Below are 24,568 nucleotides of genomic sequence, written 5' to 3' on the forward strand. Positions count from 1 at the left end.
GGATGGGACTGGATAGAGGAAGCGGTCCAGGGTCTACCTTCCCGTCATGCGGCATACTCAGACTGAAACGGTATTATCTGTCGAATCCACTTGTTCCTGCAACGCTTCGCGAGTTAGGATCCGGCGCTCCATGATGCCTCGCCAAAGCTCTTCTGAACTCGTAGATTCGGATGATTCCTCAAATTCGACGCGAGATGCGAGTACGTCACGGTACTTTCTATCACTCATCGTGCCCTTGTCTGCGTTGCACATTGAACAGGTCAACTGAAGATTATTGAAGTCATTAGTACCAAAGGAGTCCACGGGCGTCTTATGGTCAATCTCCCAATATTCCCCGCTCTCAGCATAGCTGCATCTCAGTGGATGAGTCCGCTCTAGTAAGTAACAGCCACAGTACACACACCTTCCTCCATCTCGCCTAAAGACTAGCAATCGTCTTCTCAAAGAGACCCTGCGCTGCCTCTTTCGATAGCGTCGATGGCACTCCCAACAGCGGCTGTTGACGACGCTCTCCCTTTCGCAATCAACACACTTCATCAGATGCGATTCTCTTCCAGACCACTATTTTCAACAGCCCGCGACTCCTTGCTGAATCAGTATACGTTGATAGCACACACGTTCCAAGACGGGAGTTCCCGTATCTCATTGTGGCAGTGAGTCAGCATGCATGAAGGATGCTATGAAGCCACTGGGTTCACCTCACGAGGCAGGCCGTGAGTTAGGGAGGTTCTTTTATGTCCTGTTACAATACTCGGGTATCCATGAATCGCAACCGACATCGCATATTTCTCCTCAATGACAGTCAAGTCACAGACTCTCTTCGGCTCTATTGTGCTACCAGTACCTAGAGCGACCCCCCTAACTTGACCCCCACCACCCCTGACGAGCCCGCCCGCCTCTGGACGCGCGACTTCGTTCTCAACCTGCTTGTTGCTCACTGCATCTTCGCGTCGTACACGGCGATGTTTACGCTCATCCCGCTGTACGTCATCGAGCGCGGCGGCGCAGACTGGCAGCTTGGGATAATCGTCGGCTCGTTCGGCGTTGTCGGGCTGGTGGTCCGGCCGTTCGCCGGGCAGTGGGTGTACAGCATCGGCGCCAAGCGGGTCGCGTTTGGCGGGATCGCCGTCATGGGGGTCGCGACGGTGCTTCACATACTCGCCGTCGACGTGTGGCTGATAGTGCCAGCGAGAGTGCTACAGGGAGTCGGACTTGCGTTGTGCCCGGTGGCGACCTCCACGATCGTCGCCAACCTCGCGCCCGGACACAGGCGCGCCGAGGCGATGGGATACATGGGCAACTCGATCTCGGCGGCGAGCCTGTATGCGCCGCCGGCCGCGTTCTGGGTGCTGCAGAACTACGGCTTCGGGAGCGCGTTCATCTTCGCCTCAGCGTTCAGCTTCGTGGGGTGCTTCGCCGTGGTGGGCATGTCTGCGGCGCGCATCAACCTGCCCGTGCAGCCGGGGACGCAGGGCGACAAGGTGCCGCTGATCAACAGGCATGCGCTGTTCCCGACCATCGTGTTCGTGACCTACACGCTCACGACCGCGCCGGTCTCGACGTTCCTCCCGCAGCTCGCCGAGGAGCGGAACTTCGGCAACCCCGGTCTGTACTTCACGATGTACTCGATCACCTCGATGATCTCGCTTGCTGTCTCAGGTGCAGTCTCCGACAGGCTGGGCAGAGGCGCGGTGATCGTGCCCGGCCTGCTCATTGTGGGGGCTGGCATGTTCATACTCGCCACCGCCGAGATACGGCTGCTGTTCATGGCTTCCGGAGTCTTCGCAGGACTCGGCTTCGGGATGATCCAGCCTGCGATGCAGTCGCTGGTAGTGGACAGGGTGCCGCCGCGTGAGCGGAGCTCGACGCTCGCAACGCTGCAGTCGGGCTGGGACATTGGAGGCTCAGGCGGAGCGTTCGCATTCGGACCGATCGGCGCCGTGGCAGGCGCGGCGGCGACGTTCGCCATAGCAGGCGCGGGTACGGTGATAGGTGCGACCGCCTACGTGGCCGGAAGCGTCCGGTCCAGGCAGAAGGCGAAGTCCGTTACGAAGGTCTGAAGTGCTCCACCACGAGCACCGTCATCGACTCCGTCTCGGTCCACAGCCGCCGCGTGGCGTTGGCCGGCCAGCGGACGCTGAATCCCGACTTCAGCTCGGCCTCCTCGCCTGAGACCTCGGTGAACCCTCCACCCTCGACGCAGACGACGTCCGTCGGGTAGGGCGCGGCGCGCTCAGGAATGGCGCCTTCCGGCTCGAAACGCATCAGTGCGACGGTCAGGTTGTCGAGGATCATCAGCACCTTGCCGTCGACGTTGAGCGATCCCTCACTGCCCAGTGCGGTCCACTCCGCCCTCGGGACGGGCCGTATCTCAGGAGGCACTGTCATAGGCGCTAAGGAGCGCTGGCACGTCCTGGATATGATTTAGAATGCTCTGGAACTCATCCATGCGCTGGATTACGCTCCAAATGGACTGAAACACCTCATCAGGACTGGCCAACGCATCGATCACCTCCCAGCGGTCAGGCTCCCTATCGGCCAACGCTCGGTAACCTGTACGTACGCGATCATGGAAGCTAAGCGGCTCGTCCTCGAACCTTCTGGCGCCGTCCTGATCAGCGCGGCCCGTCAGTTCTATATCGAAGAGATGCGCCTGCACGTCCACACGCTGTAGGCCCCTTCCAGGTGGACAGTCGAGGAGGAAGGTTTTTATAGGCATGAGTCCACCGGTTGCCAGCTGGTTGACCGCCACTACTTGAGCCAGAGGCAGTCGTCTGCCATAGCCTTGATAAGCGATAGTCGAGTCAGCGTATCGGTCAGCGATGATAACCAGCCGTGGATCCTTCATCTTCCTGCTCAGCACTTTGGAAACCAACTCGCCCCGCGACGCTGCGAAGAGAAAGAGTTCAGCTGCTGGCGAGATAGTCACACCCCATGGCTTGCTTTTGATGAGATAGCGAAGGTGGTCTCCGAGTTCAGTATACCCAGGCTCGTGGATCTTCAGTGCAGGAACACCCAGCTTGGCAAGCGCATCCGATAGTCGTTCTACTTGGGTGGTCTTGCCGGAGCCCTCCCCTCCCTCTAACGAAATAAACAGCGCCAAACCTCGCTCCTTCAGATCGCCGTAACGGATTGGTCGTCAGTCGCGTGACATTGTACGCCGACGCATGGTGCTAACGCACAACCTTGGCATTGGTCACAGTTTGGGAAGAATCAGCGGTTGTAGATGACCACGCTGCGCCCGGGTTCCTTGCCGACGCTGTGGGAGGTCAGGCCGTTCTGTTCGGCGATCTCGTGCTGGACGTGGCGCGCGTACGCCCCACGGGGGTCGAGCTGCACCTGGTGCTCGCCCGATTGAACGCGGCCGACCGCTTCCTCGGCTTCGCGCATGGCGTCGTCGAGCGCCTGGTCGTGCCGACCGTGCCGCTTGTCGCGGGTGACAGCCTTGACGAACTGCTCGATCTGAGATGTCGTGTTGCGCCTGAGCACGTAGACCGGCTTGCCCTTCTGCTCGGCTGACTGAAGCGCGTTGGTCTTGCGACGGTAGTAGTTCTTGGTCGTCAGCAGCAGGTCCGCGCTGGCGATGTTGTCGACGACCTCTACCGGCGAGTTGGTGTGACGCACCGCCTGCTGCAGCTTACCGCGGTTCACGCCGTAGGGCATGATGTGGGTGACCTTGGCAGGAGGTGTGGGCTTCTTCTCTTCTGGTGCAGACTCGCGCCTGCTGCCGTTGCCCCAGTCGCCGTTGTTATTGAAGGGCAGTCCCCTCATCTGCGATGAGGAGCCGTTCTGTCCCTGTGTGACCTGGGGGCGCGTCTTGGAGATCGTTCCGTCCGCAGCGACGGTGCGCTGTTCGGGAGTGATCGAGTAGCCTCTCAGCATCCGGTCCACGGTGTCGGCAACGTCCGGGTGAACGACGACCTCGGTCCAGCTCTGGATCTCTACCAGCACGTCGAACGTCGGCGGAGCGCGCCGCTCCAGTACTGTCTTCTGGGTGCGTCGTCGTCGGGCCTCGATGTCTCCCAGCGTCACCGACTGGATGCCTCCGACCAGGTCGGACAGCGTCGGGTTCATGACCAGGTTGTCGAGCGTGTTGCCGTGTGCGGTCGCGACGAGCTGCACGCCGCGCTCTGCGATCGTGCGTGCGGCGTTGGCGTCGAGCTCGATGCCGATCTCATCGATGATGATGACCTCTGGCATGTGGTTCTCGACTGCCTCGATCATCACGTTGTGCTGCAGCGCGGGCGACGGCACCTGCATCCGGCGGGCACGTCCGATTGCGGGATGGGGTATGTCCCCGTCTCCGGCAATCTCGTTGGACGTATCGACGACGATCACTCGTCTGTGGGCGTCGTCGGCGAGCACGCGGGCGACCTCTCTGAGCATGGTGGTCTTGCCGACTCCGGGCTTGCCCAGCAGCAGGACGCTCTTGCCGGACATGATGAGGTCTTCGACGACACGGATGGTTCCGTACACGGCGCGTCCGACCCTCAGGGTCAGGCCGATTGCGGTACCCGAGCGGTTGCGGATCGCTGAGATGCGGTGAAGCGTGCGTTCAATACCGGCGCGGTTGTCCTCGCCGAACTGGCCGATGCGCTCGATGGTGTGCTCGATATCGTCGGCCGTGACCTCGTCGGGGTTGAGTATGACGCTCTCATCCCTGAAGCGCGCCTCAGGCACTCGTCCGAGGTCGAGGACTACTTCGAGGAGGTGGTCAAGGTCATTTCTGTCGCGAAGCGGCGACTGGATGTGGGACGGAAGCTTGTCGATCAAGACTTCCAGATCGCGGTCTGTAGCTAACTCCAAGCGGCTCAAACTCACCTGTGAAAGGGCACTAGAGTTGGTCGTCGGTTCTTGTCTATCAGTCTAGCACAAGTTTTTCCGGTGATAGACTCTCCGTTGCCTCGTTGATGGCTGCTTCAACAGAACCCCCTCTCCCTTGATGGGAGAGGGCTGGGGTGAGGGTGAAAAGGCCTGACTGTCAACTGTCGAGACTAACCCGACACCAATCTTGCCCCCACCTCCGCGGGAATGACGATGGAGTCATTAGCGGACGAGTGTCTACCCTTGGCTTCCCACCATCTCCTGGACGGTGACACCGATTTCTCCCGGGGCCGGGATGATGTTGACCCCGGCGGCGGCCAGCGCCTTGACCTTCTCGCTGGCTCGTCCGGCGCTGCCGGTGATGATCGCGCCCGCGTGTCCCATCCGCTTGCCTGGAGGTGCGCTCTGTCCAACTATCAGCGCCGCGACGGGCTTCGTGAACTCGTCGCTTCCGATGAACTCGGCCGCCTCCTGCTCCCTGGTGCCACCGATCTCGCCAATCAGCACGACGGAGTCAGTGTCCGGGTCGTCCTCGAACATCCTGAGAATGTCCACGAACGATGAGCCGTTGACCGGGTCGCCGCCGATACCGACACAGGTGGACTGACCGATTCCTAGCTCGGTGAGCTGTCCCACGGCCTCGTAGGTCAGCGTGCCGCTGCGCGACACTACGCCCACGCGCCCCGCCTTGTGTATGTGACCTGGCATGATGCCCATCTTGAAGTTCTCGCCAGGAGATATGACTCCCGGGCAGTTGGGGCCGATCAGGGTCGTTGACTTGCCTTTCAGATAGCGCACAACACGCACGGTGTCCATCACGGGGATGCCCTCGGTGATGCAGGCGATCACGTCCATTCCGGCGTCGATGGACTCGACGATGGCGTCAGCAGCGAAAGGCGGAGGAACGAAGATCAGCGCAGCGTTTGCGCCGGTCTCATCGACGGCCTGCTCGACCGTGTTGTAGATGGGGACATCGTCATCGAACATCTGGCCGCCGCGTCCAGGCGTGACGCCCGAAACGAGGTCCGCCCCGTACTCGCGGCAGCGCATCGCGTGAAAGCTGCCCTCGCGTCCGGTGATGCCCTGCACCATCAACTTGGTGTTCCTGTCTACCAGTATGCTCATCTGTTAACTCCTGAGTCCCAAGACCCGAAACGAGAACTCGCTCTGAGCCTGGACAAAGTCTCTATCGAATGATGACGCGAAGAGTGACCCGCGTTCACGGATGCAGACGAAGTTTGCGCAGTCAACCACGCTCCATCGCTTGTCAGAATGTGAGATGAAGATGTCCAGCGCCTGTTGCTCGAATTGCGAAGCGTCGACCACCTGTGCCCTTCGTCGTGCTACGTCTAGAAGCCTTTCGGCCAAGTCATGCCTTCCAGTGCGTCTGCTGTTGAGATACGTGAGTGCTTCGTAGAGAGTCCAGTTCGTGGTCACGAGGCCTAGCCGTTGCCGACTCAGGTCATTCCAAATTCGGCTGGCCAATCGACTCCTCTCATCTCTGGGGTTAGCGTAGGCTAGCCAAAAGCTGGCATCGATAAAGACTTCACCGAAAGATTCGCTTTGAATGCTCTACTCCCCACCAGAGAGGTAGTACTTGAGATTGCCGGACACGTCAACGCGATCTTCATCTCTTACCTTGAGTGACTCCTCCTCGATGCGGTCAGTAAACTCCTGGATGAATCTCATATCCTCTTCAGAGATCTCGGTGCGCCGAAGAGGAGTCTCCCTAAGCGCCTTCAACACCTCTTCCTCATCGAGCACGACCGGATCTTCGCCAGCATAGTACCGCCGGGCGGCCTCTTCGTCAGACTTCTCAACCGACTGTTCGACGACAGCATCAACGTCCAGCGGTTCTGAGCGCAACGCCTGACGCACCATCTCCACAGGGACAAGTTTTCTCGTGGCAGGCAAGGCGAACGCGTAGGTTTCTGGATGCTTGGACTCGAACACCCAACACGTGGGAGTACTATCTAGCAACGTATACTGGTGCTCAAGCAGCACGTTTACGGTGCCGCTGACGGGAGTCACGTCTTTCTTGATTGCCGTCATAGCGTGCCCCCTACCCGGCTTTGCGAATGGCCTCTGCGGCCTGGTTGAGGTCGTCTACGAGGACGACGTCGAGCCCGGAGTTGGCAAGTATGTCCCGACCCTCGTCTGAGTTGGTGCCGAGCATCCGCACCACCATCGGTCGCATCTTGTCGGGCGCTCGCTCCGATGCCATGACGAATCCCCGTGCTGCAACGTCGCACCTGAGAATGCCTCCGAAGATGTTCACCAGGACGCGCCTCACGTTTTCGTCCGACAGCACGATCTCCAGCGACTTGGCGCACTTCTCCTCGTCCGCACCGCCTCCGATGTCGAGGAAGTTGGCGGGCGAAGCTCCGGCCGCGTGGGTGACGTCCATCGTCGCCATCGCGAGTCCAGCGCCGTTGACGATGCAGCCGACGTCGCCGTCCAGCTTGACGTAGTTGATGTCGAACTTGCCGGCCTCGACCTCGAGCGGGTCTTCCTGCTCGACATCGCGCAACTCGACTATGTCCCGGCGCCGGAACATGGCGTCGTCATCTATGTTGATCTTCGCGTCCATTGCCAGCACTCGACCGTCTGTTGTGACCCCGAGAGGGTTGATCTCGACGAGAGAGCAGTCGTTCTCCTCGAACAGCTTGTACAGCGCGGCCATCAGTCCGCCCACGGGACGGTTAAGTGAGTCGGCGACTCCGAGTCCGTACGCGAGCTTGCGTCCCTGGAAGGGCTGCAGGCCGAGCACGGGATCAATCGCGACCGTGAGGATCTTCTCAGGCGTGGTCTCAGCGACCTCCTCGATCTCCATACCTCCGGCTGCGCTTGCGATGGCGACTATGCCCTCAGCGGCGCCGTCGACAGCCATGCCGACGTACATCTCTGACTCGACATCGACGGCCTCCTCCACCAGCACACTGCTGACAGGGACGCCTTCAGGTCCGGTCTGGAAGGTGACGAGAGTGGTGCCGAGCATGGCCTCAGCGGCTTCAGCCGCCGCCTGCGGAGAGTCGACGACCTTGATGCCGCCAGCCTTGCCGCGTCCGCCAGCGTGGACCTGCGCCTTCACGACGACCTTACCGCCGATGTCAGCCGCTATCTTAGCAGCCTCGTCCGGCGTGGTCGCCACGCGCCCACTGGGCACCGGAATGCCATAACTCGCAAAGACTTCTTTCGCCTGGTATTCATGGATCTTCATGGAATAGCTCCGTTTGGTTGTTGTCCGCAGGATATTGTAGCGCAGGGCGTGCAGTCACGGCTTGACGGGTGAACAATGGTCGATGTGGAGATGTGGAAAGGCGTTGGGTTGGCGGAGGGGGCGGGATTCGAACCCGCGATACGCGCTTAACGTATGCCTGTTTTCAAGACAGGTGCCTTCGTCCACTGCCGTCTATGTCGGCACAGCCGACCAGCCGATACTCAAATTGTAGCCGCCACATCAACCACGCGGCAAATGGGACGCCGGCGAGGATGCCGGACTTATGGACTGTTGACTGCTATGTGAGTGGCTGCCCTACACCCGCGTCAGGATGAACCCCTTTTCCCCCCGTACACGCACGGTGTTGGGCCTGGCTACGACGACCCCAGCAATCGTGTTGTCGAGCTTGGACTGGTTCATCTTCCAGGTGAGTTCGACGGTCTCCACGGGGAGGTCGGTGGTGGCGAACTGGATCTCCTGGTACTTGGGCCTGTCCATCAGCAGGACCTTCTCTCCGTGCCACTCTGCGGACCCTGCGACAGGCTCATCAAATTTCAGCGTGACTGAGCCGTCGGACCTGTCTATGACGACGGTTACGCCCATGCGGTCGTCGTGGTTGGGGATGGCGAGGGAGCCGCGGTACTGTTCTGGTGCGGTTGCTTCTGTCATTTGAGTCTCTTTCTGGATGTCAGGTCTGACTTTCAGTAATCAGTTAAGTGCGGCGGCTTTCTGTTCGTAGTGGTCTGTCAGCTTGGCGTGGACGTCGGTCACATGCGACAGCGACTCCGCAAGCGACTCGATCTTGTCTCCGGGGACGGCCATCAGCATGTACTCGTCCGATATGCCGGAGTTGATTCGCATTCCTGTGCAGCCGAAAGACTGTGAAACGTTCCCCTGCGACAGCGCGACGGGGATCGCGGCGCAGCCGGGGCGTCCGAAGACTCCAGCCGGTGAAGCTGCCCAGTTCATCTGTCCTGCTGTCTCATTGACGACCATGGCCTGACTTGGTTTCACCCAGAGCAGGACCACGTCGGGGTCCACCGGCAACTCCGCGAGCGGACCGTACACTATCCCACTCGACTGCTTCTCCACCTTGGGGACGTTCGGGACCTCTTCCTCCCTGACGTACTCCATCTCGCACATCATGCCGACTTCGGTCATCAGGGTATTCATCTGCTCTTCGGGCAGCTCGAATCCCATGACCATCGTGCCGAGCGTGCAGTTGTAGTGGTCCTCGTCGGCGGCGTAGAACACACCGGACTCGGCCTCCGTCCAGAATGCGCAACTTGAAGGAACGGCTTTACTTGTCCTGGTTACCCCATATGGCTGCCCATCCACGAATGCAAGTGCGGTAGGGGGCTTTTCCAGCGGTATCCCATTTTGAAGGTCTGAATCTATCTGGATGTGGTTCATGTTAGGAGAAGCCTCTGAAATGAATTCGCTTGAGAGTCAAGCATACAGCACCTACCATGTCAAATCTGACAGCCAGTCAATGTTGAACCTGTATCAACTTATCAGCACCCCTCTGTTGGATCGAATGTCCCCTCTCCCTCAGGGAGAGGGCTAGAGCCTGCCCCGTACTTGATACGGGGGTGAGGGTGAAATCACTGCCTACCAAACTGACACAGTCTCAGCCAGCCTATGGCCGTAGACGTAACGAATGCGGTGGTACCACCCGTAGGGGCGGTTCGCGAACCGCCCCTACATCCCGACCAGTGACGAGAATGGCATGTTAGAGACCAGCGAAAGTCGAATCTCATCCAGGGCACAGTGGATAGGCCTCGTCTCGGCGGCGTCGGGGATGTTCCTGACGTCTCTCGACATCACCGTGAATGTCGCGCTTCCGAACATCACCGACAGCTTCGGAACGGACGCGATCACGATCCAGTGGATCATCATCCTGTACGTGGGCAGCAGCACTGCCATGCACCTGGGACTGGGCGGCGCTGCAGACGCGTTCGGGCTGAAGAGGATGTTCGTGCTCGGCCTGATTGGGTACACGGTGGCGGTCTTCGCCATCGGCTTCGCCCAGAGCCTGGGGCTGCTGTTCGGACTGCGCGTGTTTCAGGCGGTTGGAAACGGGCTGCTCATGGTACTGGCGCCGGCTATCGTGACACGGCTGTTCCCGTCCGAGTTTAGAGGACGCGCGCTCGGCATCATGGCCGCTCTGGGAACGCTGGGTATGATGGCTGGCTCTCTCGGCGGCGGTGCACTGGTGGACGCCTTCGGCTGGAGAGCCATCTTCCTTGGCAGGGTGCCGCTGTGCCTGGCAGCGATCGCGTTCACAACGCTGCTGCTGAGGCTGCCGGACGAATCAGGGCAGCGCCACAAATCTGGAGTATGGAGAGGGTTCGACGTTTGGGGGTCCGTGACGCTGTTCACGGCAGTCGGGGCGCTTATCCTCATGTTCTCGCTGGGAGGCAGGAACGGCTGGACGACGACGTACGTGCCGCTGCTGGGAGTCCTCGCGGCTGCGGGCATGGTCGTATTTGTACTCGTGGAACGCAGGGCAGTGCGCCCGGTGCTGCAGCTTTCGGTCCTCAGGAACAGGGTGCTCGCACCGGCTCTGATTGTCGCCATGCTGGCGATGGTGTCGACGTTCGTGAACTGGTTTCTGTTGCCGTTCTTCGTGGTGGAGTCGCTGGGTGCGAGCGCGAGCGTGTGGGGACTGCTACTTATGCTCATGACAGTTGCCACCGCACTGTCTGCGCCTCTTGGCGGGTGGCTCTCTGACAGGTGGCATCCGGTGTACACGATTACCGGAGGGCTGACGGCCGCGACCGTCGCCATGGTGTCCCTGTCGAGTCTGAGTGAGGGCTCGACCGTGGTGCACGTGGCTGTCGGACTCATTGGCGTCGGCGTAGGTACGGGCCTGTTCCAGTCGGCGAACGCCAACCTGATAATGGGGTCTATGCCAGCGGGCCGCCTGGGAATGGGAGGCGGGATCATGGGGCTGTCGCGAGGTCTGGGTACGGTGTTCAGCGTGGCGATAATGGGGGCTATCTTCTCGGCCCGCTTGGGAGCGCGGGGAGTGTCGTTACCGGAAGACCATGCGTTCATCCTCGCATTCCAGGACACCTATAGAATCGCGGTCGTATTGGGGGCAGTTGCGATTGCGGTGTCGTGCACGATCTGGCCTATTTTCGTGAGAGGCAGGAGATAAGATTCAGGACCTCACCAGTATTGACGACCTGGAATTAGAAATATAGGATTCCTGCAATTCGCTTCACATCATGTCCGGGGGAGGTTTTCTGATGAAGTATGACTACATCGTCGTTGGTGCGGGCTCGGCTGGGGCAATTCTTGCCACAAGGCTCTCAGAAGACCCGAACCGGTCTGTGCTGCTTTTGGAGGCGGGTCCGGACTACGCGGATATAGATACCCTGCCGGAAGAGGTAAGACAAGGCTACGCGACCGGCATGGACGTGATGACGAGCGACCACAACTGGCAGTTCTGGGGTCAGCCGACGCCCATTGCGGAGCCGATGATGGTGCCGCGCGGCAGGGTGACCGGCGGATCGAGCGCGATCAACGGCCAGGTGTTCCTGCGCGGGATGCCGGAGGACTACGATGGCTGGGCATCGCGAGGCAACGACCAGTGGAACTATGAGAAAGTGCTGCCGTTCTTCCGCAAGCTGGAGACGGACACCGACTTCAGCGGCGACTTCCACGGCACCGAGGGGCCGATCATCTGTCGCCGGTTCAAGGAACAGGCTGAGTGGCCGCCCATGCAAACTGCCTTCTACAACGCCGCGAAGGCGGCTGGACACCCAGACGGGCCGGACCAAAACCACCCGGACGTGACCGGAATCGGCCCGACGCCGTATAATAACCCGAACGGCATCCGGTGGAGCACGAACGTCGGCTACCTGTCGATGTCGAGGCACCGGCTCAACCTGACGATCAGGGCGAACTGCACGACTCACCGCGTGATCATCGAGGACGGTCGCGCAACGGGTGTCGAGGTCGAGAGCGGCGGCGAGAAGTTCGTAGCCGAAGGCGACCAGATCGTGCTGAGCACAGGCGCCATTGCATCTCCGCAGATTCTGCTTCTGTCTGGAATCGGCCCAGCCGCCCACCTGCAGGAGGTTGGTGTTCCTGTGGTGCACGATCTGCCCGGAGTCGGTCAGAACCTCAGAGACCATCCCGTGGTTTGGGCGACATGGAGGACCAAGCCCGAGATCGAGCTCGACGGGTTTGCCCCCAGAAGCCAGCTCATGCTGCGTTATACCGCCACGGGATCCGACCTGCGCAACGACATGAAGATCTCGATGCAGAACTTCGCGACGGAGCGGATCAACAGGGGTGGAGACCGGATGGAGCCGCTCGGCATCAGGATGCTGGTGGTGCTCGACCTGGCCGTGAGCTCTGGAGAGCTCACGCTCGCCTCGACGGACGTCTCGGTTCAGCCGAACCTGAACTACAACTACTTCTCCGAGGAGTTCGACCGGCAACGGTCCCGCGAGGGAGTCAGAAAGTGCCTGGAGCTGGTGCAGCATCCCGACTTCAAGGATGTCATCGAAGAACGGATCGAGCCGCCGGACGAGGTGGTGGACTCTGATGATGCGCTTGATGAGTGGCTGATGAAGGAAGCCACGACAGGCCAGCACATCTCGGGCACCTGCAAGATGGGGCCCGCGGACGACCCGATGGCGGTGGTCGACCAGAATGGCAGGGTGCACGGGCTGTCCGGGCTGAGGGTGGCGGACGCGTCGATCATGCCCGATTGCATCCGCGCGAACACCAACGTCACCACGATGATGATCGGAGAGCGAATCTCGGACCTGATAGCCGAGGGCGGCTGACCTCTTCGTGAAACCCTCTTCCCAGAAGGGTTCACAAAGGTAGAAAGAGACACGGACAGGCATGAGCACCGCCCAACAGACCCCCTCTCCCTAAGGGCTGACAGGGGTAGGTATTCGCAAATCGTCATTCCGGCGGAGGCCGGAATCCAGGGGATAGGAGTGTCCTTCGACAAGCTCAGAGCCCGTCCCGGACTTGATCCGGGAACGAACGAACTGCCGGTTTACCTACCCCTGTAAGAGCCTGCCCCGTACTTGATACGGGGGTGAGGGTGAAAACCTCGCACACCACCCTCTTGATGAGGGCGACAGTGCCTGATCACACATTTAAGCGTCACTAGAGGTTGCGATGAGCACGACAAACGGAAACGGTGTGAACGGTCCGATGAAGGGCCTTAAGGTGCTGGACTGGACCATGTACCAGTTCGGCCCGGTGGCGAGTTCGATGCTGGGCGACATGGGCGCTGACGTAATCAAGATCGAGGCGCTCGACGGCGACGTTGGCCGTGCCGTCGCGAGGATGAGCTCGCGCCCGATTGCGCTGGCGGGAGACCGCAACGCGTACTTCGAGACGTGCAATCGCAACAAGCGCGGCATCGCAGTCAACCTCAAGACCCAGGAGGGACGGGACATCGTCTACAAGCTGGTTGCCGAGGCGGACGTTTTCATCGAGAACTACCGTAAGGGCATCCCCGAACGTCTCGGCATGGACTACGAGACGCTGCGGGAGATCAACCCGAGGCTGATCTACGGGTCTGGCACGGGGTACGGGCCGCATGGCCCAGACTCCGCCAAGCCGTCCCTCGACGGCTGTGGGCAGGCGAGGTCGGGACTGATGGACGCTGCCACTGGACCAGGCGGCACTGAACCGTCGTACGTGGGCGGAGCAGTGTCCGACCAGATGGGCGGGATCATCCTGTGTCTCGGTGTGGTGTCCGCGCTCCACGCGCGCGACGTTTCCGGCAAAGGACAGCGGGTGGACGCGTCACACCTGGGCAGCACGATGTGGCTGCAGGGGCTGGCGGTGAGTATGCAGCTGCTATCAGGGTTCTACTACCGGATGGCCGACAGGTCGAACCCGATGAACCCAATGGTTAACGCCTACGAGTGCGCCGACGGCCGCTGGATCCAGTTCATGAGCGCGCAGTTCCAGCGCTACTGGCCGGCCTTCGCGACCGCGCTTGGGCTCGAGGAGCTTATCGACGACCCGCTCATCAGCTCGATACAGGGGATGACCGGAGGCTCGCCTGAGTTGACGGCAACCATCGCCGAGCGTTTCAAGACGAAGCCCGTGGACGAGTGGATCACCATCTTCAACCAGTACGAGGACCTGATCTTCGCCAAGGTGCAGAAGATCGAAGAGCTCGAGCACGACCCGCAGGTGATCGCAAACAACTACATCACCGAGTTCGCTCATCCGGTGATCGGTGACGTGAAGATGTGTAACTTCCCGGTGACCTTCAGTGAGACGCCCGCTGGCGTGTGGAAGGAGGCGCCGGAGCTCGGCCAGGATACAGAGTCGATTCTCATCGACGAGCTCGGCTACGACTGGGACGACATCGGCCGCCTGCAGGAAGCTGGTACGATACTGTAGGGGCAGGTTTCAAACCTGCCCCTAGCCCACCAGGGAGACAGACAGGGCCCCCTCCCTTGATGGGCTTACAGGGGTAGGTAAAACCGCAATTCGTTCGTTCCCGGATCAAGTCCGGGACGGGCTCTGAGCTTGTCGAAGGACACCCCCAGCCCCTAGATTCCCGCGTTCGCGGGAATGACGGTTAGTGGACACCTACCCCTGTCAGCCCTTGATGGTGAGGGTGAAAAGTAAGAATCCCTCCCCCTGTAAGAGGACTAGACCTGAAGGAGTGACTGCAGACCTGGGAGCTTATCAGCCAGCCCATCATCTCTTTCGTTACGACTATGCGCGACGACGGCACGCCGCACGTGACGCCCGTGTGGCATCTCGTCGACGGCGATGAGGTTGTGATCGCGGTGGACCGGGAGACGATCAAAGCGCGAAACGTGCGGGCCAATCCCCAGGTCGCGCTCTGCGTTGCGGCAGACGAGCGGCCTCAGCCGTGGGTGTTGATCAATGGCACGGCGCGACTGTCAGAAGAGCGCGTCGAGGAGATAGTGCGCACCCTGTCGTTCCACTATCTCGGCGAAGAAGAGGGCGGCCCCTATGTCGAAGACATCCTCCCGAAGATGGACTTCGTGATTATGCGGATCACGCCTGAGCGGATCATCGCCTTCGACGGCGAGTTCTAGATCGCCGAGTCGCCGCGTTCGCCGGTCCTGACCCTGACAACCTGCTCGACGGGCTGGATGAAGATCTTGCCGTCGCCGATATCCCCGGTGCGGGCCGACTCGACGATGACGTCGACTGCGCGCTCGACGTCAGAGTCGGACACTACGACTTCCAGCTTGGTCTTCGGCAGCATGTCGATAACGATGGCCTGACCGCTGCGTCCTGTGTGAACGACTCCGCGCTGGGCGCCACGGCCGGTCACAGGAGCGGTGTTCAGCCCTGAGAACCCGGCGTCCACCAGTGCGTCTTTTACGGTGTTGACCCGTTCTGGCCGGATGATTGCCTCGATTTTCTTCATGGCAAACGCCTCCTGTGTGCGGTGGGACTGTTCAACCTCGCCGTGACTTCGACCCCTCGACAGGCTCAGGGCAGGCCGGGTGGCCGTTCATGCTGAGTCTGTCGAATCCTGAGTCTGTCGAAGGATGCAGGCGTGTCGTTCATACTAACATCTACAGGTGATAGGCGGTCTCGCCGTGCTCGGTGAGGTCCAGGCCTATCTGCTCGTCATTGTCTTCGACCCTGAGTCCCATTATCAGCTTGATCACCCAGAGTATGATCGCCGTGACTACGAACGCCCACGCCCAGGTCGCGACGATAGACACAAGCTGAATGAACACCTGCTCCATGCGGGATACGTCGACGAACGCGGCGATGCCCCCGAAGCCGACTCCAACGAAGAGGCCGGTGGCCAGAGCTCCCCACGTGCCGCCGATTCCGTGCACGCCCCAGACCGACAATGCGTCGTCCAGCTTTAACTTGATGAGCAGGCCGGCGGCGAAGTAGCAGACCACTCCGGCCACGAATCCAATGACGATGGACGGCATGGGTCCTACGAACCCTGCCGCCGGGGTTATCGCGACTAGTCCCGCGACCGCTCCTGATGCGGCCCCGACGACTGATGGCTTTTTGTCGAGAATCCACGATATCGCAACCCAACCCAGGATACCGGCTGCTGCCGCTGTGTTGGTGACCACGAAGGCATTGACCGCATTGCCGTCGGCGGCGAGAGCCGACCCTGCATTGAAGCCGAACCAGCCGAACCAGAGCAGTCCGGCTCCGAGTACGACCATCGGGACGTTATGCGGCTCCATTGGTTCAGTGCCGAATCCCAGCCGCCTGCCGAATATCCAGGCGGCGGCGAGAGCTGCGACACCGGAGTTGATGTGGACGACGTTGCCGCCCGCGAAGTCCAGTGCGCCGAGTTCGCCGATCCATCCGCCTCCCCAGACCCAGTGGGCCACTGGGGCGTACACGATCGTCACCCACAGCACGATGAACAGCACGTAGGAACCGAACTTCATTCGCTCCGCGAACGCGCCGGTGACGAGCGCAGGGGTGATGATTGCGAACATGCCCTGGAATATCATGAATGCCTGGTGGGGCATGTTGTCGGCGTATGGTCCCGGCTCGGTCGCGCTGACTCCGCTGAGACCAAGGTAGGAGAAGTCCCCGACCAGTTTGCCCAGGTCAGGCCCGAACGCGAGAGTGTAGCCCCACAGCACCCAGACAACCCCGACGATTCCCATGCTCATCAGGCTGTACATGATGGTCGAAGCTGCGTTCTTGCTGCGGGCGAGACCGCCGTAGAAGAGCGCGAGCCCTGGGGTCATGAGTAGTACAAGAGCGGAACAAAGCAGAATCCAAGCGACGTCGCCTGTGTTCATTGGGGGCATCCTCCGGCGGTCGTAATTTGACTCACGGGAGTTTAACGACTGACGGCCGTCTCGTCCAGTCGCCACTAGGACGGAGAGCCTTGTCTCAGATTGAAAGGAGTCCCATTCGGAGCGCGGGCATCTTGCCCGCATCAAATCGTCCTGAGCTAGTCGAAGGGCAACTGCCCATTGAACCGCCTACTAGGGCCGGGTCAGTCAATCTATCGAATTAAGATCGAGCATGTGGACCCAGCCTAACCTCAACCCTGAGAGTACTCAGAGGGTCTAGAGTCGAACCGACTGCGACAGACGAGTCCGCAGAAGTAGTGCCACACGCCATCCCAGTACCGCTTGGTACCCCTGGCGGGGTCGAGTTCGGGAGTGCCGGCAACCGTCCGGCCTACCGGCGTGTCTATGTCTTCAGATACGTGCTTGTCGCACACTGCACATTGTGGCATCTTCGCTCACCCGCCTACTGTCGTAGCTCCCCTAGAAGGTCGTCGATCCCTGGATGCGCGACTCGTGGCCTTCCCACTCTGCTTCTCGCAGGATGTACTTCTGGATCTTGCCTGTTGCCGTCTTCGGCAGATCCCTGAATTCAACGTACTTGGGCGCCTTGAAGCGGGCGATGCGGTCGCGGGTGAACTCGATTACCTCGTCCTCGACGACCTCGGCTCCGGCACGCGGCACCACGAACGCCTTGGGCACCTCGCCCCAGCGCTCGTCAGGGACTCCGACGACGCAGACCTCGAGCACGCCAGGGTGCTCCATTATGACCTTCTCGACCTCCTGGCTGGAGATGTTCTCGCCGCCGGAAATGATTACGTCCTTGGCGCGGTCCTGCAGCTCGATGTAGCCGTCGGGATGCCAGATGGCGATGTCGCCGGAGTGGAACCATCCACCCTCGAAAGCGGTTGCGGTGGCTTCAGGGTCGTCGAAGTAGCCCGACATGACGATGTTGCCGCGCATGACCACCTCGCCGAGCGTCGCGCCGTCCCGCGGGACGTCCTCCATCTCTGAGTTGACGACGCGCAGTCCAGGTTCCGACACGATGAACGGCACGCCCTGCCGCGACTTGAGCTGTGCCTGCTCCTCAGTCGGCAGGTCGCCCCATCCGGGCTGGATGGCACAGATTGTGGTGGGGCCGTAGGTCTCGGTGAGCCCGTAGGCGTGGAGAATGAACGCGCCCATGCCCTCGATGCTGCGAATGACCTGCGGCGCCGGCGGCGCGCCTGCTGTCATGATGGTGACGCCGGATAGGTCGGCGCCCTCAGCTTCGGGTGACGAATACATCATCGTCAGTACGGTCGGAGCCGCACACATGTTGGTGACGCTGTGCTCGTCTATGAGCTTGAATATCTGGGAGGCCTCGACGCGGCGAAGGCACAGGTGCGTAGCGCCGACGGCTGTCACGCCCCAGGTGTGGCACCAGCCGTTGCAGTGGAACATCGGCAGCGTCCACAGGTAGGTGCTGTTCCAGTTCAGCCCGGACTCCAGCACCTCTCCAAGCGCGTTCAGGTACGCCCCTCGCGCATGGAACTGGACGCCCTTCGGCAGTCCGGTAGTGCCGGAGGTGTAGTTGATCGAGATAGGATCGAGCTCGGAGTCGAGCGCCTCACTATGGATGCCGGGGGGAGAGGACGCCAGGAACGCCTCGTACTCGACGGAGGCGATGTCTTGGGCCATTGGGGCGACGTCCGCGACTTGCACGACGGTCTCCACACCGGGAATCTCGCCTTCCATGGCCCGGACGGTGTCGGCAAACTCGGAGTCAAACACGAGCACCTTCGCGCCGGAGTGGTTCAGAATGTATGCAATCTCCCTGGGGGAGAGCCGGATGTTGATGGCAACGAGCATCGCGCCGAGTCGCATCGGGCCATAGTGGCCCTCGAGCATCTGCGGGATGTTGGGAAGCATGAAGGCGACACGGTCGCCCTTGTTCACTCCGGCCTGCCGCAGCGCGCCGGCCAGTCTGTTCACGCGGTCGTTGAACTCGGCATACGTGTACGTGGTGTCGTTGTAGACGACCGCGGGCTTGTCGGAATAGACAGCCGCGCTTCGGTCGAGAAACGCCAGGGGGTTCAGATCATGAAAAGAGACGCCGTTAGGCATGGTACTACCTCACCGGTCTAGGTTGGGTTTGAGTGTATCAATGGCCGTTTGGAGCGTCAATTTGGCTTAGAATAGGTACACAGGAATGGGAGGAAGTGCAATGGCTCAATCTAGCCTTGTCGCGGTAGGCACATACACACGGACTACTTCGGACGGAATTTATATCTGCGAGTTTGATGGTGAGACAGGAGACCTGGAGCCTGTGTCATCGATGGCCGGGGCTGAGAACCCGTCTTTTCTCGCGCGCCACCCTAACGGACAGACTCTGTACGCAGCCTCTGAAACCGAGGAGTTCGAGGGCAAGCGACTGGGTGCGCTGTACGCGTACTCCATCGACGCGGATACCGGCCGGCTGTCTCCAATCAACGCGGTGGGTTCAGGTGGCGCAGGGCCGTGTCACGTGAGCGTCGACGCGACTGGCCGCTACCTGCTTGCAGCGAACTACCACGGGGGCAGCGTGTGCGTCGCGCCGATCAACGACGATGGCAGCCTGGAGCCACTGTCGTGCTTCATCCAACACGAGGGGTCGAGCATCAACCCGGCTCGTCAGGAGCAGGCACACGCCCACTCGATCAACCTCGACCCGCAGAATCGGTTCGCATACGTGCCCGACCTCGGTCAGGACAAGGTGGTGATCTACCGGCTTGACCTGGATAGCGGCGAGCTTGTGGCGAACGAGCCCGCATCTGTCGAGGCCGAACCCGGCGCCGGGCCACGTCACTTCGATTTCAGTCCAAACGGAACCCGCGCGTACGTCATAAACGAGCTTGGTTGCACTATCACGGGCTACGACTATGACAGCGGCAGCGGTGCGCTGACCCCGTTCCAGACGGTCGGCATGCTGCCTGCGGCGGGATTCGGGAGACGTAACACGACCGCCGACATCCACGTCCACCCGTCGGGCAGGTTCGTGTACGGGTCCAACCGGGGTCACGACAGCATCGCCATCTTCTCAGTGGACGAGGAGACTGGACACCTGACGGCTGTGGGTCACGAGTCGACCCAGGGATGGACACCACGCAACTTCGCGATAGACCCGTCTGGCGAGTTCCTGCTTGCGGCCAACCAGGACTCGGACACCATCGTGTCGTTCAGGATCGACGGCGAGTCAGGGGCTCTTGAGCCGACCGGGAGCGTCATCGAGATCCCGATGCCGGTGTGCCTGAAGTTCCTAGGGTAGAGGTTCGTGCTTAGTCAGTAGAGTCGTCTGCCCAAGTAAGGCGCTCCTTCAGGTAGTTGAGGTGACTCCAAGGAAGATGATTTTCGTACTGTAGCCTTCCAACTACGATGCCTGGAGAAATGCCCTGATTCTCGGCGAATCGGATCACGTTACGTTGACTGAAATGGGAAGTCATTGTGAATTCTTCCCAGTCATCAGGCGGGATGAGGAAATCCGCAGCCCATTGGTTGGCTTCGATGTCGGCCTTGGTCAACTTACCCTTCGTCTCATGGACGAATACATCCCTCTTGCTGTGCAACAGAATATGGGCGGCCTCGTGGAAGAAGCTGAACCACAGATGGTCATCAGTCATGTGGCGAGCGCTCAATTGAATCAACGCCTTACGTGGCGTCAGCCATCGGGTAGCCCCGCTGAGGGCCGTCTTTGGAACAGGCCTGATGATTGTCAGCACAACGCCTGAGTTAATGCAGAGGTCTTGTGCCTGCTTTAGTGTTGCCGTTTCTGGTGTGGCAGTCGAAATCTGGTCGCGTTGTAGTCGGCGCATTCGTATTGGTCCGCCTCAAGCTCGCCAAGTCGAAGCCAAGTCGACAGAGCGAATTCGTCGCTCTTGAAGCTCGGCGAGTGGCGGTATGCGACTCTCGCGGCTTCGTGCCTCACCTGCCATGCGGTCGCGGAAGCCACTCCGAAGAAAGAGAGAATCGCGCTAACCTTTTCCGCGTCTGAGGACGGTCTCGGAATGATTCCCCGTTTGACTAGTTCTTTGGTCGGGAACTGCTTCGCCCAAGTAACTGACTCCTCAGCTCTTTGAGTCTCAGCCTCTCTCTCGAGATAGAGTCTGTAGTCTGACTCGATTCCGAGCCATATACTTGCATCTACTCCAAGCACCCTCTCAAACTGAATCGCGGTTTTCGGCTCGATTGGAGCCTTACCGGCGATTATTTCGCTTATCAACTTTGAAGACCTGCCACAGCGCCTTGCGAATTCGGCGTGCGAGATCTTGTGGACCGCAAGGCGTTCCTCGAGTACCCATCCAGGTGGGACAGCATAGTCGGGCTTATAGCTGTATGCCGCTGTCGCCATGTCTCTTCCTTCGGCTAATGATAATCTACTACTTCGATGATGGTTACTGCTGTTACTTCGTCGAGATTTACGCCTCCATCTTCCCTACGCGGAATTGGATCGTGATCTGGTACAAAAACCAACCGATGAGGGTGTACCAGATCGACCGCGAACTGTCCCATACGCTCTCCTCTGAGCATGTGCCGACGTTCAGGTGGGGTCGTGGGCACCAGAGACAATGTGCGAGCATTATTGAGGACAGCCATCCGCATTTGGATGGTTCGAGCCATTCGATCACCGTACTGCCTCGTGAGATTTCTCCCGCTGTTGAATGTCCTCTCAAGTCTTCGAGTCCTAAAGCTAATTTGCACACAGCCCACCTTGTAATCATTACCTAATAGGTAACGTACCTGCTATGACGAAGGATAGCTTGGGTGATCGGGGCCGTCAAGTAGGGTATGGAAGCTCTGCAAAGAACTGCACACGGCAGAATGGTTTGGGGTTATAATACGGTACGATCAGATACGATGCAGAATTACGTCTCCTGACCCCGTATGTGATACGGGGCAGGCTGTAGCGAGAACTGAAGGCTGGAGGATGTCAAAATGAAATCGGATCGGGGGCTTGTCGCACACCTGATGAGACGCGCCGGATTTGGCGCGACGCCGTCGGAACTGGACAGACTGACGGCTGAAAAGACGTACGAGGAGATCGTTGACGATCTGGTTACTCCTGAGCGATTCGAGGAGCTTGATCAGTCGTACATCGACAGGTACTACGGCGGTGAGCCGGTGGCCGTCCACGTTGGCAAGTGGATATACCGTATGGCCAACACCCCGCGGCCGCTGGAAGAGAAGATGAGCCTCTTCCTGCACCACATCTTCCCGGTGGCGTGGGGTAAGAGCGAGCACGGACCGTCGCTCTACACTGAGATCGAGATGTTCAGACGCGTTGGCATGACCGACATGCGGACCATCCTGCTGGAGCTTTCTAAAGACCCGGCAATGATCTTCTGGCTGGACAATAACGAGAACCACAAGGACGAGATCAACGAGAACTACGGCAGGGAGCTGCTGGAACTGTTCTCGATGGGCGTCGGCAACTACACCGAGGACGACATCAAGGCTGCATCTCGCGCGTTCACTGGCTGGACGTTCAGACAGCCACTGTCGCTCTACCCGAACGGCCACTATCCCGCCGTGTTCGAGTTCATTCCGGACGACCACGACTACGACGAAAAGACATTCCTCGGCGAGACGGGCAACTTCAACGGCGATGAAATCATCGACATCATCGTCAAGCAGCCGGCGACGGCCAGGTTCATCTCGCGACACCTCTACAACTTCTTCGTGGAGGACGAGCTGCAGGTGCCGTCATGGGCGACCGAGCCCCCGAAGAACGAGGCGGCTATTGAGCAGCTGTCCAGGGTGTTCCTGGAGACCGGCGGGCAGATGAGGCCGGTATTGCGTGAGCTGTTCAGCTCGGACTTCTTCAAGGAGTCGAGAGAGTTCAAGAAGGTGAAGAGCCCGACTGAACTGGTGGTGGGTGTAATCCGGCAGACGGGCGAGTTCAGCAGTCCCACTCCAGGACTTAACCAGTTCGCGGTAACGACTCTTAATGGCTCTTTGACAGAGGGCCCGCTGGCGATCATGGGCCAGCGGCTTATGAACCCGCCCACGGTCGAAGGCTGGCACACTGGTCACGAGTGGATCGACTCCGGGACGCTCAGCGAGCGCATCGGATTCGTCGAAAATCAGTTCGATGACCTTAACAAGCCCGGTGTCAGGGAGATGGTGGAGCGAGCGGGCAGCCTGGACGATGATCCTGCCCAACTCGTGAACCGCTGCCTCGACCTGCTGGGCGGAATCACGGTGAGTGAGCAGACCTACGAGTCGCTCATTGAGTACGCAACAGAGCTGAACGGGATGAGATCGGACGATTCAGTGGGGGTGCACAACCTCCTGCAGATGACCGCCTCCACCGTCGACTACCAGTTCGAGTAACCAGCTTAAAGCTGGACATATAAGACGAATCAATAGCGACTTTTGGACCATGCCATTGGAGTGGCAATCCCCTCTCCCTCAGGGAGAGGGTTAGGGTGAGGGTGAAAACCTCGCCCACAAGACCGATAAAGGCCCAGCCAGTCCCACGAGGAGACAGGATGACTACGAAGAGTAGAGAAAAGACGCTGGTGGTGGTGCAGCTCACTGGCGGCAACGACTTCATGAACACGATCGTCCCCTATACGAACCCCCACTACTACGAGTCCAGGACCAAGGTAGTCATGGGACAGGACGAGGTGCTGCCGATCAACGACACCCTGGCGATCAACCACAATGCCGCGCCGTTCAAGCGACTGTACGACGAGGGCAAGATGGCGATCATCCAGGGTATCGGCTACCCGAACTCGAACCGGTCGCACTTCCGGGGCATGGACATCTGGCACACCGCCGAGCCCAACCGCGTAGGGAACGAGGGCTGGCTGGGTCAGGCGATTCGTGAACTCGACCCCAACGCTGAGAACGTGCTGACAGGCGTCAACATCGGCATGGGCCTGCCGAGGGCCATGGCGGTGAACGGAGTGCCGGTCACTTCAGTGGGCGACCTCGAGAGCTACGGCGTGATGACCCGCATAGAGCAGGAGCAGCTCCGCGACAAGGCGCTCATGGCGTTCAAGGGCATCTACGGCCAGGCCATCGGCACCGGCCCGGTAGCCGACTACATCGGCCAGACCGGACTGGACGTGCTCAAGGGCGCAGACATGCTCGCAGACGTCGCCGGTCAGTATCAGTCGTCGGTTGAGTATGCCGATAACCAGATTGCGAAGAACATGCGCGACATCGCGCGTATCCACTTCGCCGATCTGGGCACCCGCATCTTCTACACCTCGCACGGCGGATACGACACGCACGCGAATGAGCTGCCGTCCCATCCCAAGCTCCTGAACGAAATGTCAGGTGCGATCTCCGACTTCATGGACGACCTCGAAGAGCACGGCCGCGCCGAGGAAGTGACCATCCTGGTCTTCACCGAGTTCGGACGCCGGATGCGTGACAACGGCTCCGGTACCGACCACGGCTCAGGCGGCGGCGCGTACATGTTCGGCAAGGACCTCCGCGGCGGACTGTACAGCGAGTATCCATCGCTCGACCCGGCGGAGTGGGAGCACGGCGAAGACCTGAAGCACACGATCGACTTCCGTGGCATCTACGGCACGGTTCTCGAACAGTGGCTCGAAGTGGACGCGAAGCCCATCGTGAAGGGCGAGTTCGAGCAGATACACCCGTTCGTCAACTAGGCGCCCGAGGGTCCCACTTGCCAACGGCACGCCGACGGGCTGTCGAGGCATCAGGAGACGAACATGGAAGGCTCGCTCTGGCTTCTGTCAGTGTTCGCAATTTATTTTGCGGTGCT

24 protein-coding genes are annotated in these 24,568 nt (G+C 60.2%); 8 read left to right on the plus strand and 16 right to left on the minus strand.

Translation table 11 applies throughout. From position 1 onward, the window contains the following. Positions 1-57: 57 nt before the first annotated feature. On the minus strand, positions 58-432 hold the full coding sequence (locus J4G14_14215) for an HNH endonuclease (GenBank protein ID MCE2458944.1): 375 nt from the start codon (positions 430-432) through the stop codon (positions 58-60). Between the two features lie 431 nt (positions 433-863). On the opposite strand from J4G14_14215, the gene J4G14_14220 reads away from it, so the two are divergent. Then, positions 864-2,060 carry an MFS transporter gene (locus J4G14_14220; protein ID MCE2458945.1) on the plus strand — a complete coding sequence of 399 codons (1,197 nt, stop codon included), beginning with the start codon at positions 864-866 and terminating at the stop codon, positions 2,058-2,060. On the opposite strand, the gene J4G14_14225 is transcribed toward J4G14_14220, so the two are convergent. The 9 genes from J4G14_14225 to J4G14_14265 all read right to left on the minus strand — a co-directional run bounded on the left by J4G14_14225 (position 2,047) and on the right by J4G14_14265 (position 9,457). Next, on the minus strand, positions 2,047-2,382 hold the full coding sequence (locus J4G14_14225; protein ID MCE2458946.1) for a hypothetical protein: 336 nt from the start codon (positions 2,380-2,382) through the stop codon (positions 2,047-2,049). The genes J4G14_14220 and J4G14_14225 overlap by 14 nt on opposite strands. Next, positions 2,372-3,097, minus strand: coding sequence for a dTMP kinase (gene tmk, locus J4G14_14230; GenBank protein ID MCE2458947.1), 726 nt, complete (start codon positions 3,095-3,097; stop codon positions 2,372-2,374). Before tmk ends, J4G14_14225 begins: the two co-directional genes overlap by 11 nt. A 116-nt stretch (positions 3,098-3,213) precedes the next feature. Then, positions 3,214-4,806: an AAA family ATPase gene (locus J4G14_14235; GenBank protein ID MCE2458948.1), complete on the minus strand. Its 1,593-nt coding sequence runs from the start codon at positions 4,804-4,806 to the stop codon at positions 3,214-3,216. A 255-nt stretch (positions 4,807-5,061) separates the two neighbouring features. Next, positions 5,062-5,949 (minus strand): succinate--CoA ligase subunit alpha, encoded by an 888-nt coding sequence (sucD, locus tag J4G14_14240; GenBank protein MCE2458949.1) that lies wholly within the window; start codon positions 5,947-5,949, stop codon positions 5,062-5,064. 3 nt (positions 5,950-5,952) lie between these two features. Next, positions 5,953-6,393, minus strand: a complete 441-nt coding sequence (locus J4G14_14245) for a type II toxin-antitoxin system VapC family toxin (GenBank protein MCE2458950.1) — start codon at positions 6,391-6,393, stop codon at positions 5,953-5,955. Between the two features lie 3 nt (positions 6,394-6,396). Next, a complete protein-coding gene (locus J4G14_14250; protein ID MCE2458951.1) occupies positions 6,397-6,876 on the minus strand; it encodes a hypothetical protein in 480 nt (159 codons plus the stop codon). Between the two features lie 10 nt (positions 6,877-6,886). Beyond that, complete coding sequence (gene sucC / locus J4G14_14255; GenBank protein MCE2458952.1) at positions 6,887-8,044, minus strand: ADP-forming succinate--CoA ligase subunit beta; 1,158 nt, start codon at positions 8,042-8,044, stop codon at positions 6,887-6,889. Positions 8,045-8,359: 315 nt separating this feature from the next. Then, positions 8,360-8,713, minus strand: a complete 354-nt coding sequence (locus J4G14_14260; GenBank protein ID MCE2458953.1) for a hypothetical protein — start codon at positions 8,711-8,713, stop codon at positions 8,360-8,362. A gap of 39 nt (positions 8,714-8,752) precedes the next feature. After that, positions 8,753-9,457 (minus strand): DUF169 domain-containing protein, encoded by a 705-nt coding sequence (locus tag J4G14_14265; protein MCE2458954.1) that lies wholly within the window; start codon positions 9,455-9,457, stop codon positions 8,753-8,755. Between the two features lie 316 nt (positions 9,458-9,773). Here J4G14_14265 and J4G14_14270 point away from each other — a divergent pair, with 316 nt between their 5' ends. From J4G14_14270 to J4G14_14285, 4 genes are all read left to right on the plus strand, one after another. Next, positions 9,774-11,207, plus strand: coding sequence for an MFS transporter (locus tag J4G14_14270; GenBank protein MCE2458955.1), 1,434 nt, complete (start codon positions 9,774-9,776; stop codon positions 11,205-11,207). A gap of 91 nt (positions 11,208-11,298) precedes the next feature. Continuing rightward, positions 11,299-12,849, plus strand: coding sequence for a mycofactocin system GMC family oxidoreductase MftG (gene mftG, locus J4G14_14275; GenBank protein ID MCE2458956.1), 1,551 nt, complete (start codon positions 11,299-11,301; stop codon positions 12,847-12,849). 346 nt (positions 12,850-13,195) lie between these two features. Continuing rightward, positions 13,196-14,440, plus strand: a complete 1,245-nt coding sequence (locus tag J4G14_14280; protein MCE2458957.1) for a CoA transferase — start codon at positions 13,196-13,198, stop codon at positions 14,438-14,440. A 323-nt stretch (positions 14,441-14,763) separates the two neighbouring features. After that, positions 14,764-15,111 (plus strand): TIGR03618 family F420-dependent PPOX class oxidoreductase, encoded by a 348-nt coding sequence (locus tag J4G14_14285; GenBank protein ID MCE2458958.1) that lies wholly within the window; start codon positions 14,764-14,766, stop codon positions 15,109-15,111. Here the strand turns inward: J4G14_14285 and J4G14_14290 are convergent. The 4 genes from J4G14_14290 to J4G14_14305 all read right to left on the minus strand — a co-directional run bounded on the left by J4G14_14290 (position 15,108) and on the right by J4G14_14305 (position 18,915). Beyond that, positions 15,108-15,449, minus strand: a complete 342-nt coding sequence (locus J4G14_14290; protein ID MCE2458959.1) for a P-II family nitrogen regulator — start codon at positions 15,447-15,449, stop codon at positions 15,108-15,110. The two genes, J4G14_14285 and J4G14_14290, sit on opposite strands and share 4 nt — an antisense overlap. A 151-nt stretch (positions 15,450-15,600) precedes the next feature. Beyond that, the gene (locus J4G14_14295; GenBank protein ID MCE2458960.1) at positions 15,601-16,815 is read right to left on the minus strand and encodes an ammonium transporter; all 1,215 of its coding nucleotides are present in this window, start codon (positions 16,813-16,815) and stop codon (positions 15,601-15,603) included. 248 nt (positions 16,816-17,063) lie between these two features. Then, entirely contained in the window at positions 17,064-17,261 is a 198-nt protein-coding gene (locus J4G14_14300) for a hypothetical protein (protein ID MCE2458961.1), read from the minus strand. 31 nt (positions 17,262-17,292) lie between these two features. Beyond that, on the minus strand, positions 17,293-18,915 hold the full coding sequence (locus J4G14_14305; protein MCE2458962.1) for a long-chain-fatty-acid--CoA ligase: 1,623 nt from the start codon (positions 18,913-18,915) through the stop codon (positions 17,293-17,295). A gap of 100 nt (positions 18,916-19,015) precedes the next feature. Here J4G14_14305 and J4G14_14310 point away from each other — a divergent pair, with 100 nt between their 5' ends. After that, positions 19,016-20,095: a lactonase family protein gene (locus tag J4G14_14310; GenBank protein MCE2458963.1), complete on the plus strand. Its 1,080-nt coding sequence runs from the start codon at positions 19,016-19,018 to the stop codon at positions 20,093-20,095. A gap of 10 nt (positions 20,096-20,105) precedes the next feature. Here the strand turns inward: J4G14_14310 and J4G14_14315 are convergent, their stop codons facing one another. Then, positions 20,106-20,639: an ImmA/IrrE family metallo-endopeptidase gene (locus tag J4G14_14315; protein MCE2458964.1), complete on the minus strand. Its 534-nt coding sequence runs from the start codon at positions 20,637-20,639 to the stop codon at positions 20,106-20,108. After that, entirely contained in the window at positions 20,582-21,175 is a 594-nt protein-coding gene (locus tag J4G14_14320; protein MCE2458965.1) for a hypothetical protein, read from the minus strand. Before J4G14_14320 ends, J4G14_14315 begins: the two co-directional genes overlap by 58 nt. A 584-nt stretch (positions 21,176-21,759) precedes the next feature. Between J4G14_14320 and J4G14_14325 the strand changes: the two genes are divergently transcribed. Both J4G14_14325 and J4G14_14330 read left to right on the plus strand, forming a co-directional pair. Further along, entirely contained in the window at positions 21,760-23,157 is a 1,398-nt protein-coding gene (locus J4G14_14325; protein ID MCE2458966.1) for a DUF1800 domain-containing protein, read from the plus strand. A gap of 158 nt (positions 23,158-23,315) precedes the next feature. Then, positions 23,316-24,452: a DUF1501 domain-containing protein gene (locus tag J4G14_14330; GenBank protein ID MCE2458967.1), complete on the plus strand. Its 1,137-nt coding sequence runs from the start codon at positions 23,316-23,318 to the stop codon at positions 24,450-24,452. Positions 24,453-24,568 lie beyond the last annotated feature (116 nt).

The organism is Dehalococcoidia bacterium, assembly GCA_021295915.1.
Classification (GTDB): Bacteria; Chloroflexota; Dehalococcoidia; order Lucifugimonadales; family UBA1123; genus VXRN01.

Bases quoted from the DNA above. Each gene is read 5' to 3' on its own strand.
- sucD (MCE2458949.1), bottom strand. From the start codon at position 5,949: ATGAGCATACTGGTAGACAGGAACACCAAGTTGATGGTGCAGGGCATC.
- J4G14_14250 (MCE2458951.1), bottom strand. From the start codon at position 6,876: ATGACGGCAATCAAGAAAGACGTGACTCCCGTCAGCGGCACCGTAAAC.
- sucC (MCE2458952.1), bottom strand. From the start codon at position 8,044: ATGAAGATCCATGAATACCAGGCGAAAGAAGTCTTTGCGAGTTATGGC.
- J4G14_14260 (MCE2458953.1), bottom strand. From the start codon at position 8,713: ATGACAGAAGCAACCGCACCAGAACAGTACCGCGGCTCCCTCGCCATC.
- J4G14_14265 (MCE2458954.1), bottom strand. From the start codon at position 9,457: ATGAACCACATCCAGATAGATTCAGACCTTCAAAATGGGATACCGCTG.
- J4G14_14270 (MCE2458955.1), top strand. From the start codon at position 9,774: ATGTTAGAGACCAGCGAAAGTCGAATCTCATCCAGGGCACAGTGGATA.
- mftG (MCE2458956.1), top strand. From the start codon at position 11,299: ATGAAGTATGACTACATCGTCGTTGGTGCGGGCTCGGCTGGGGCAATT.
- J4G14_14280 (MCE2458957.1), top strand. From the start codon at position 13,196: ATGAGCACGACAAACGGAAACGGTGTGAACGGTCCGATGAAGGGCCTT.
- J4G14_14285 (MCE2458958.1), top strand. From the start codon at position 14,764: ATGCGCGACGACGGCACGCCGCACGTGACGCCCGTGTGGCATCTCGTC.
- J4G14_14290 (MCE2458959.1), bottom strand. From the start codon at position 15,449: ATGAAGAAAATCGAGGCAATCATCCGGCCAGAACGGGTCAACACCGTA.
- J4G14_14295 (MCE2458960.1), bottom strand. From the start codon at position 16,815: ATGAACACAGGCGACGTCGCTTGGATTCTGCTTTGTTCCGCTCTTGTA.
- J4G14_14300 (MCE2458961.1), bottom strand. From the start codon at position 17,261: ATGCCACAATGTGCAGTGTGCGACAAGCACGTATCTGAAGACATAGAC.
- J4G14_14305 (MCE2458962.1), bottom strand. From the start codon at position 18,915: ATGCCTAACGGCGTCTCTTTTCATGATCTGAACCCCCTGGCGTTTCTC.
- J4G14_14310 (MCE2458963.1), top strand. From the start codon at position 19,016: ATGGCTCAATCTAGCCTTGTCGCGGTAGGCACATACACACGGACTACT.
- J4G14_14315 (MCE2458964.1), bottom strand. From the start codon at position 20,639: ATGCGCCGACTACAACGCGACCAGATTTCGACTGCCACACCAGAAACG.
- J4G14_14320 (MCE2458965.1), bottom strand. From the start codon at position 21,175: ATGGCGACAGCGGCATACAGCTATAAGCCCGACTATGCTGTCCCACCT.
- J4G14_14325 (MCE2458966.1), top strand. From the start codon at position 21,760: ATGAAATCGGATCGGGGGCTTGTCGCACACCTGATGAGACGCGCCGGA.
- J4G14_14330 (MCE2458967.1), top strand. From the start codon at position 23,316: ATGACTACGAAGAGTAGAGAAAAGACGCTGGTGGTGGTGCAGCTCACT.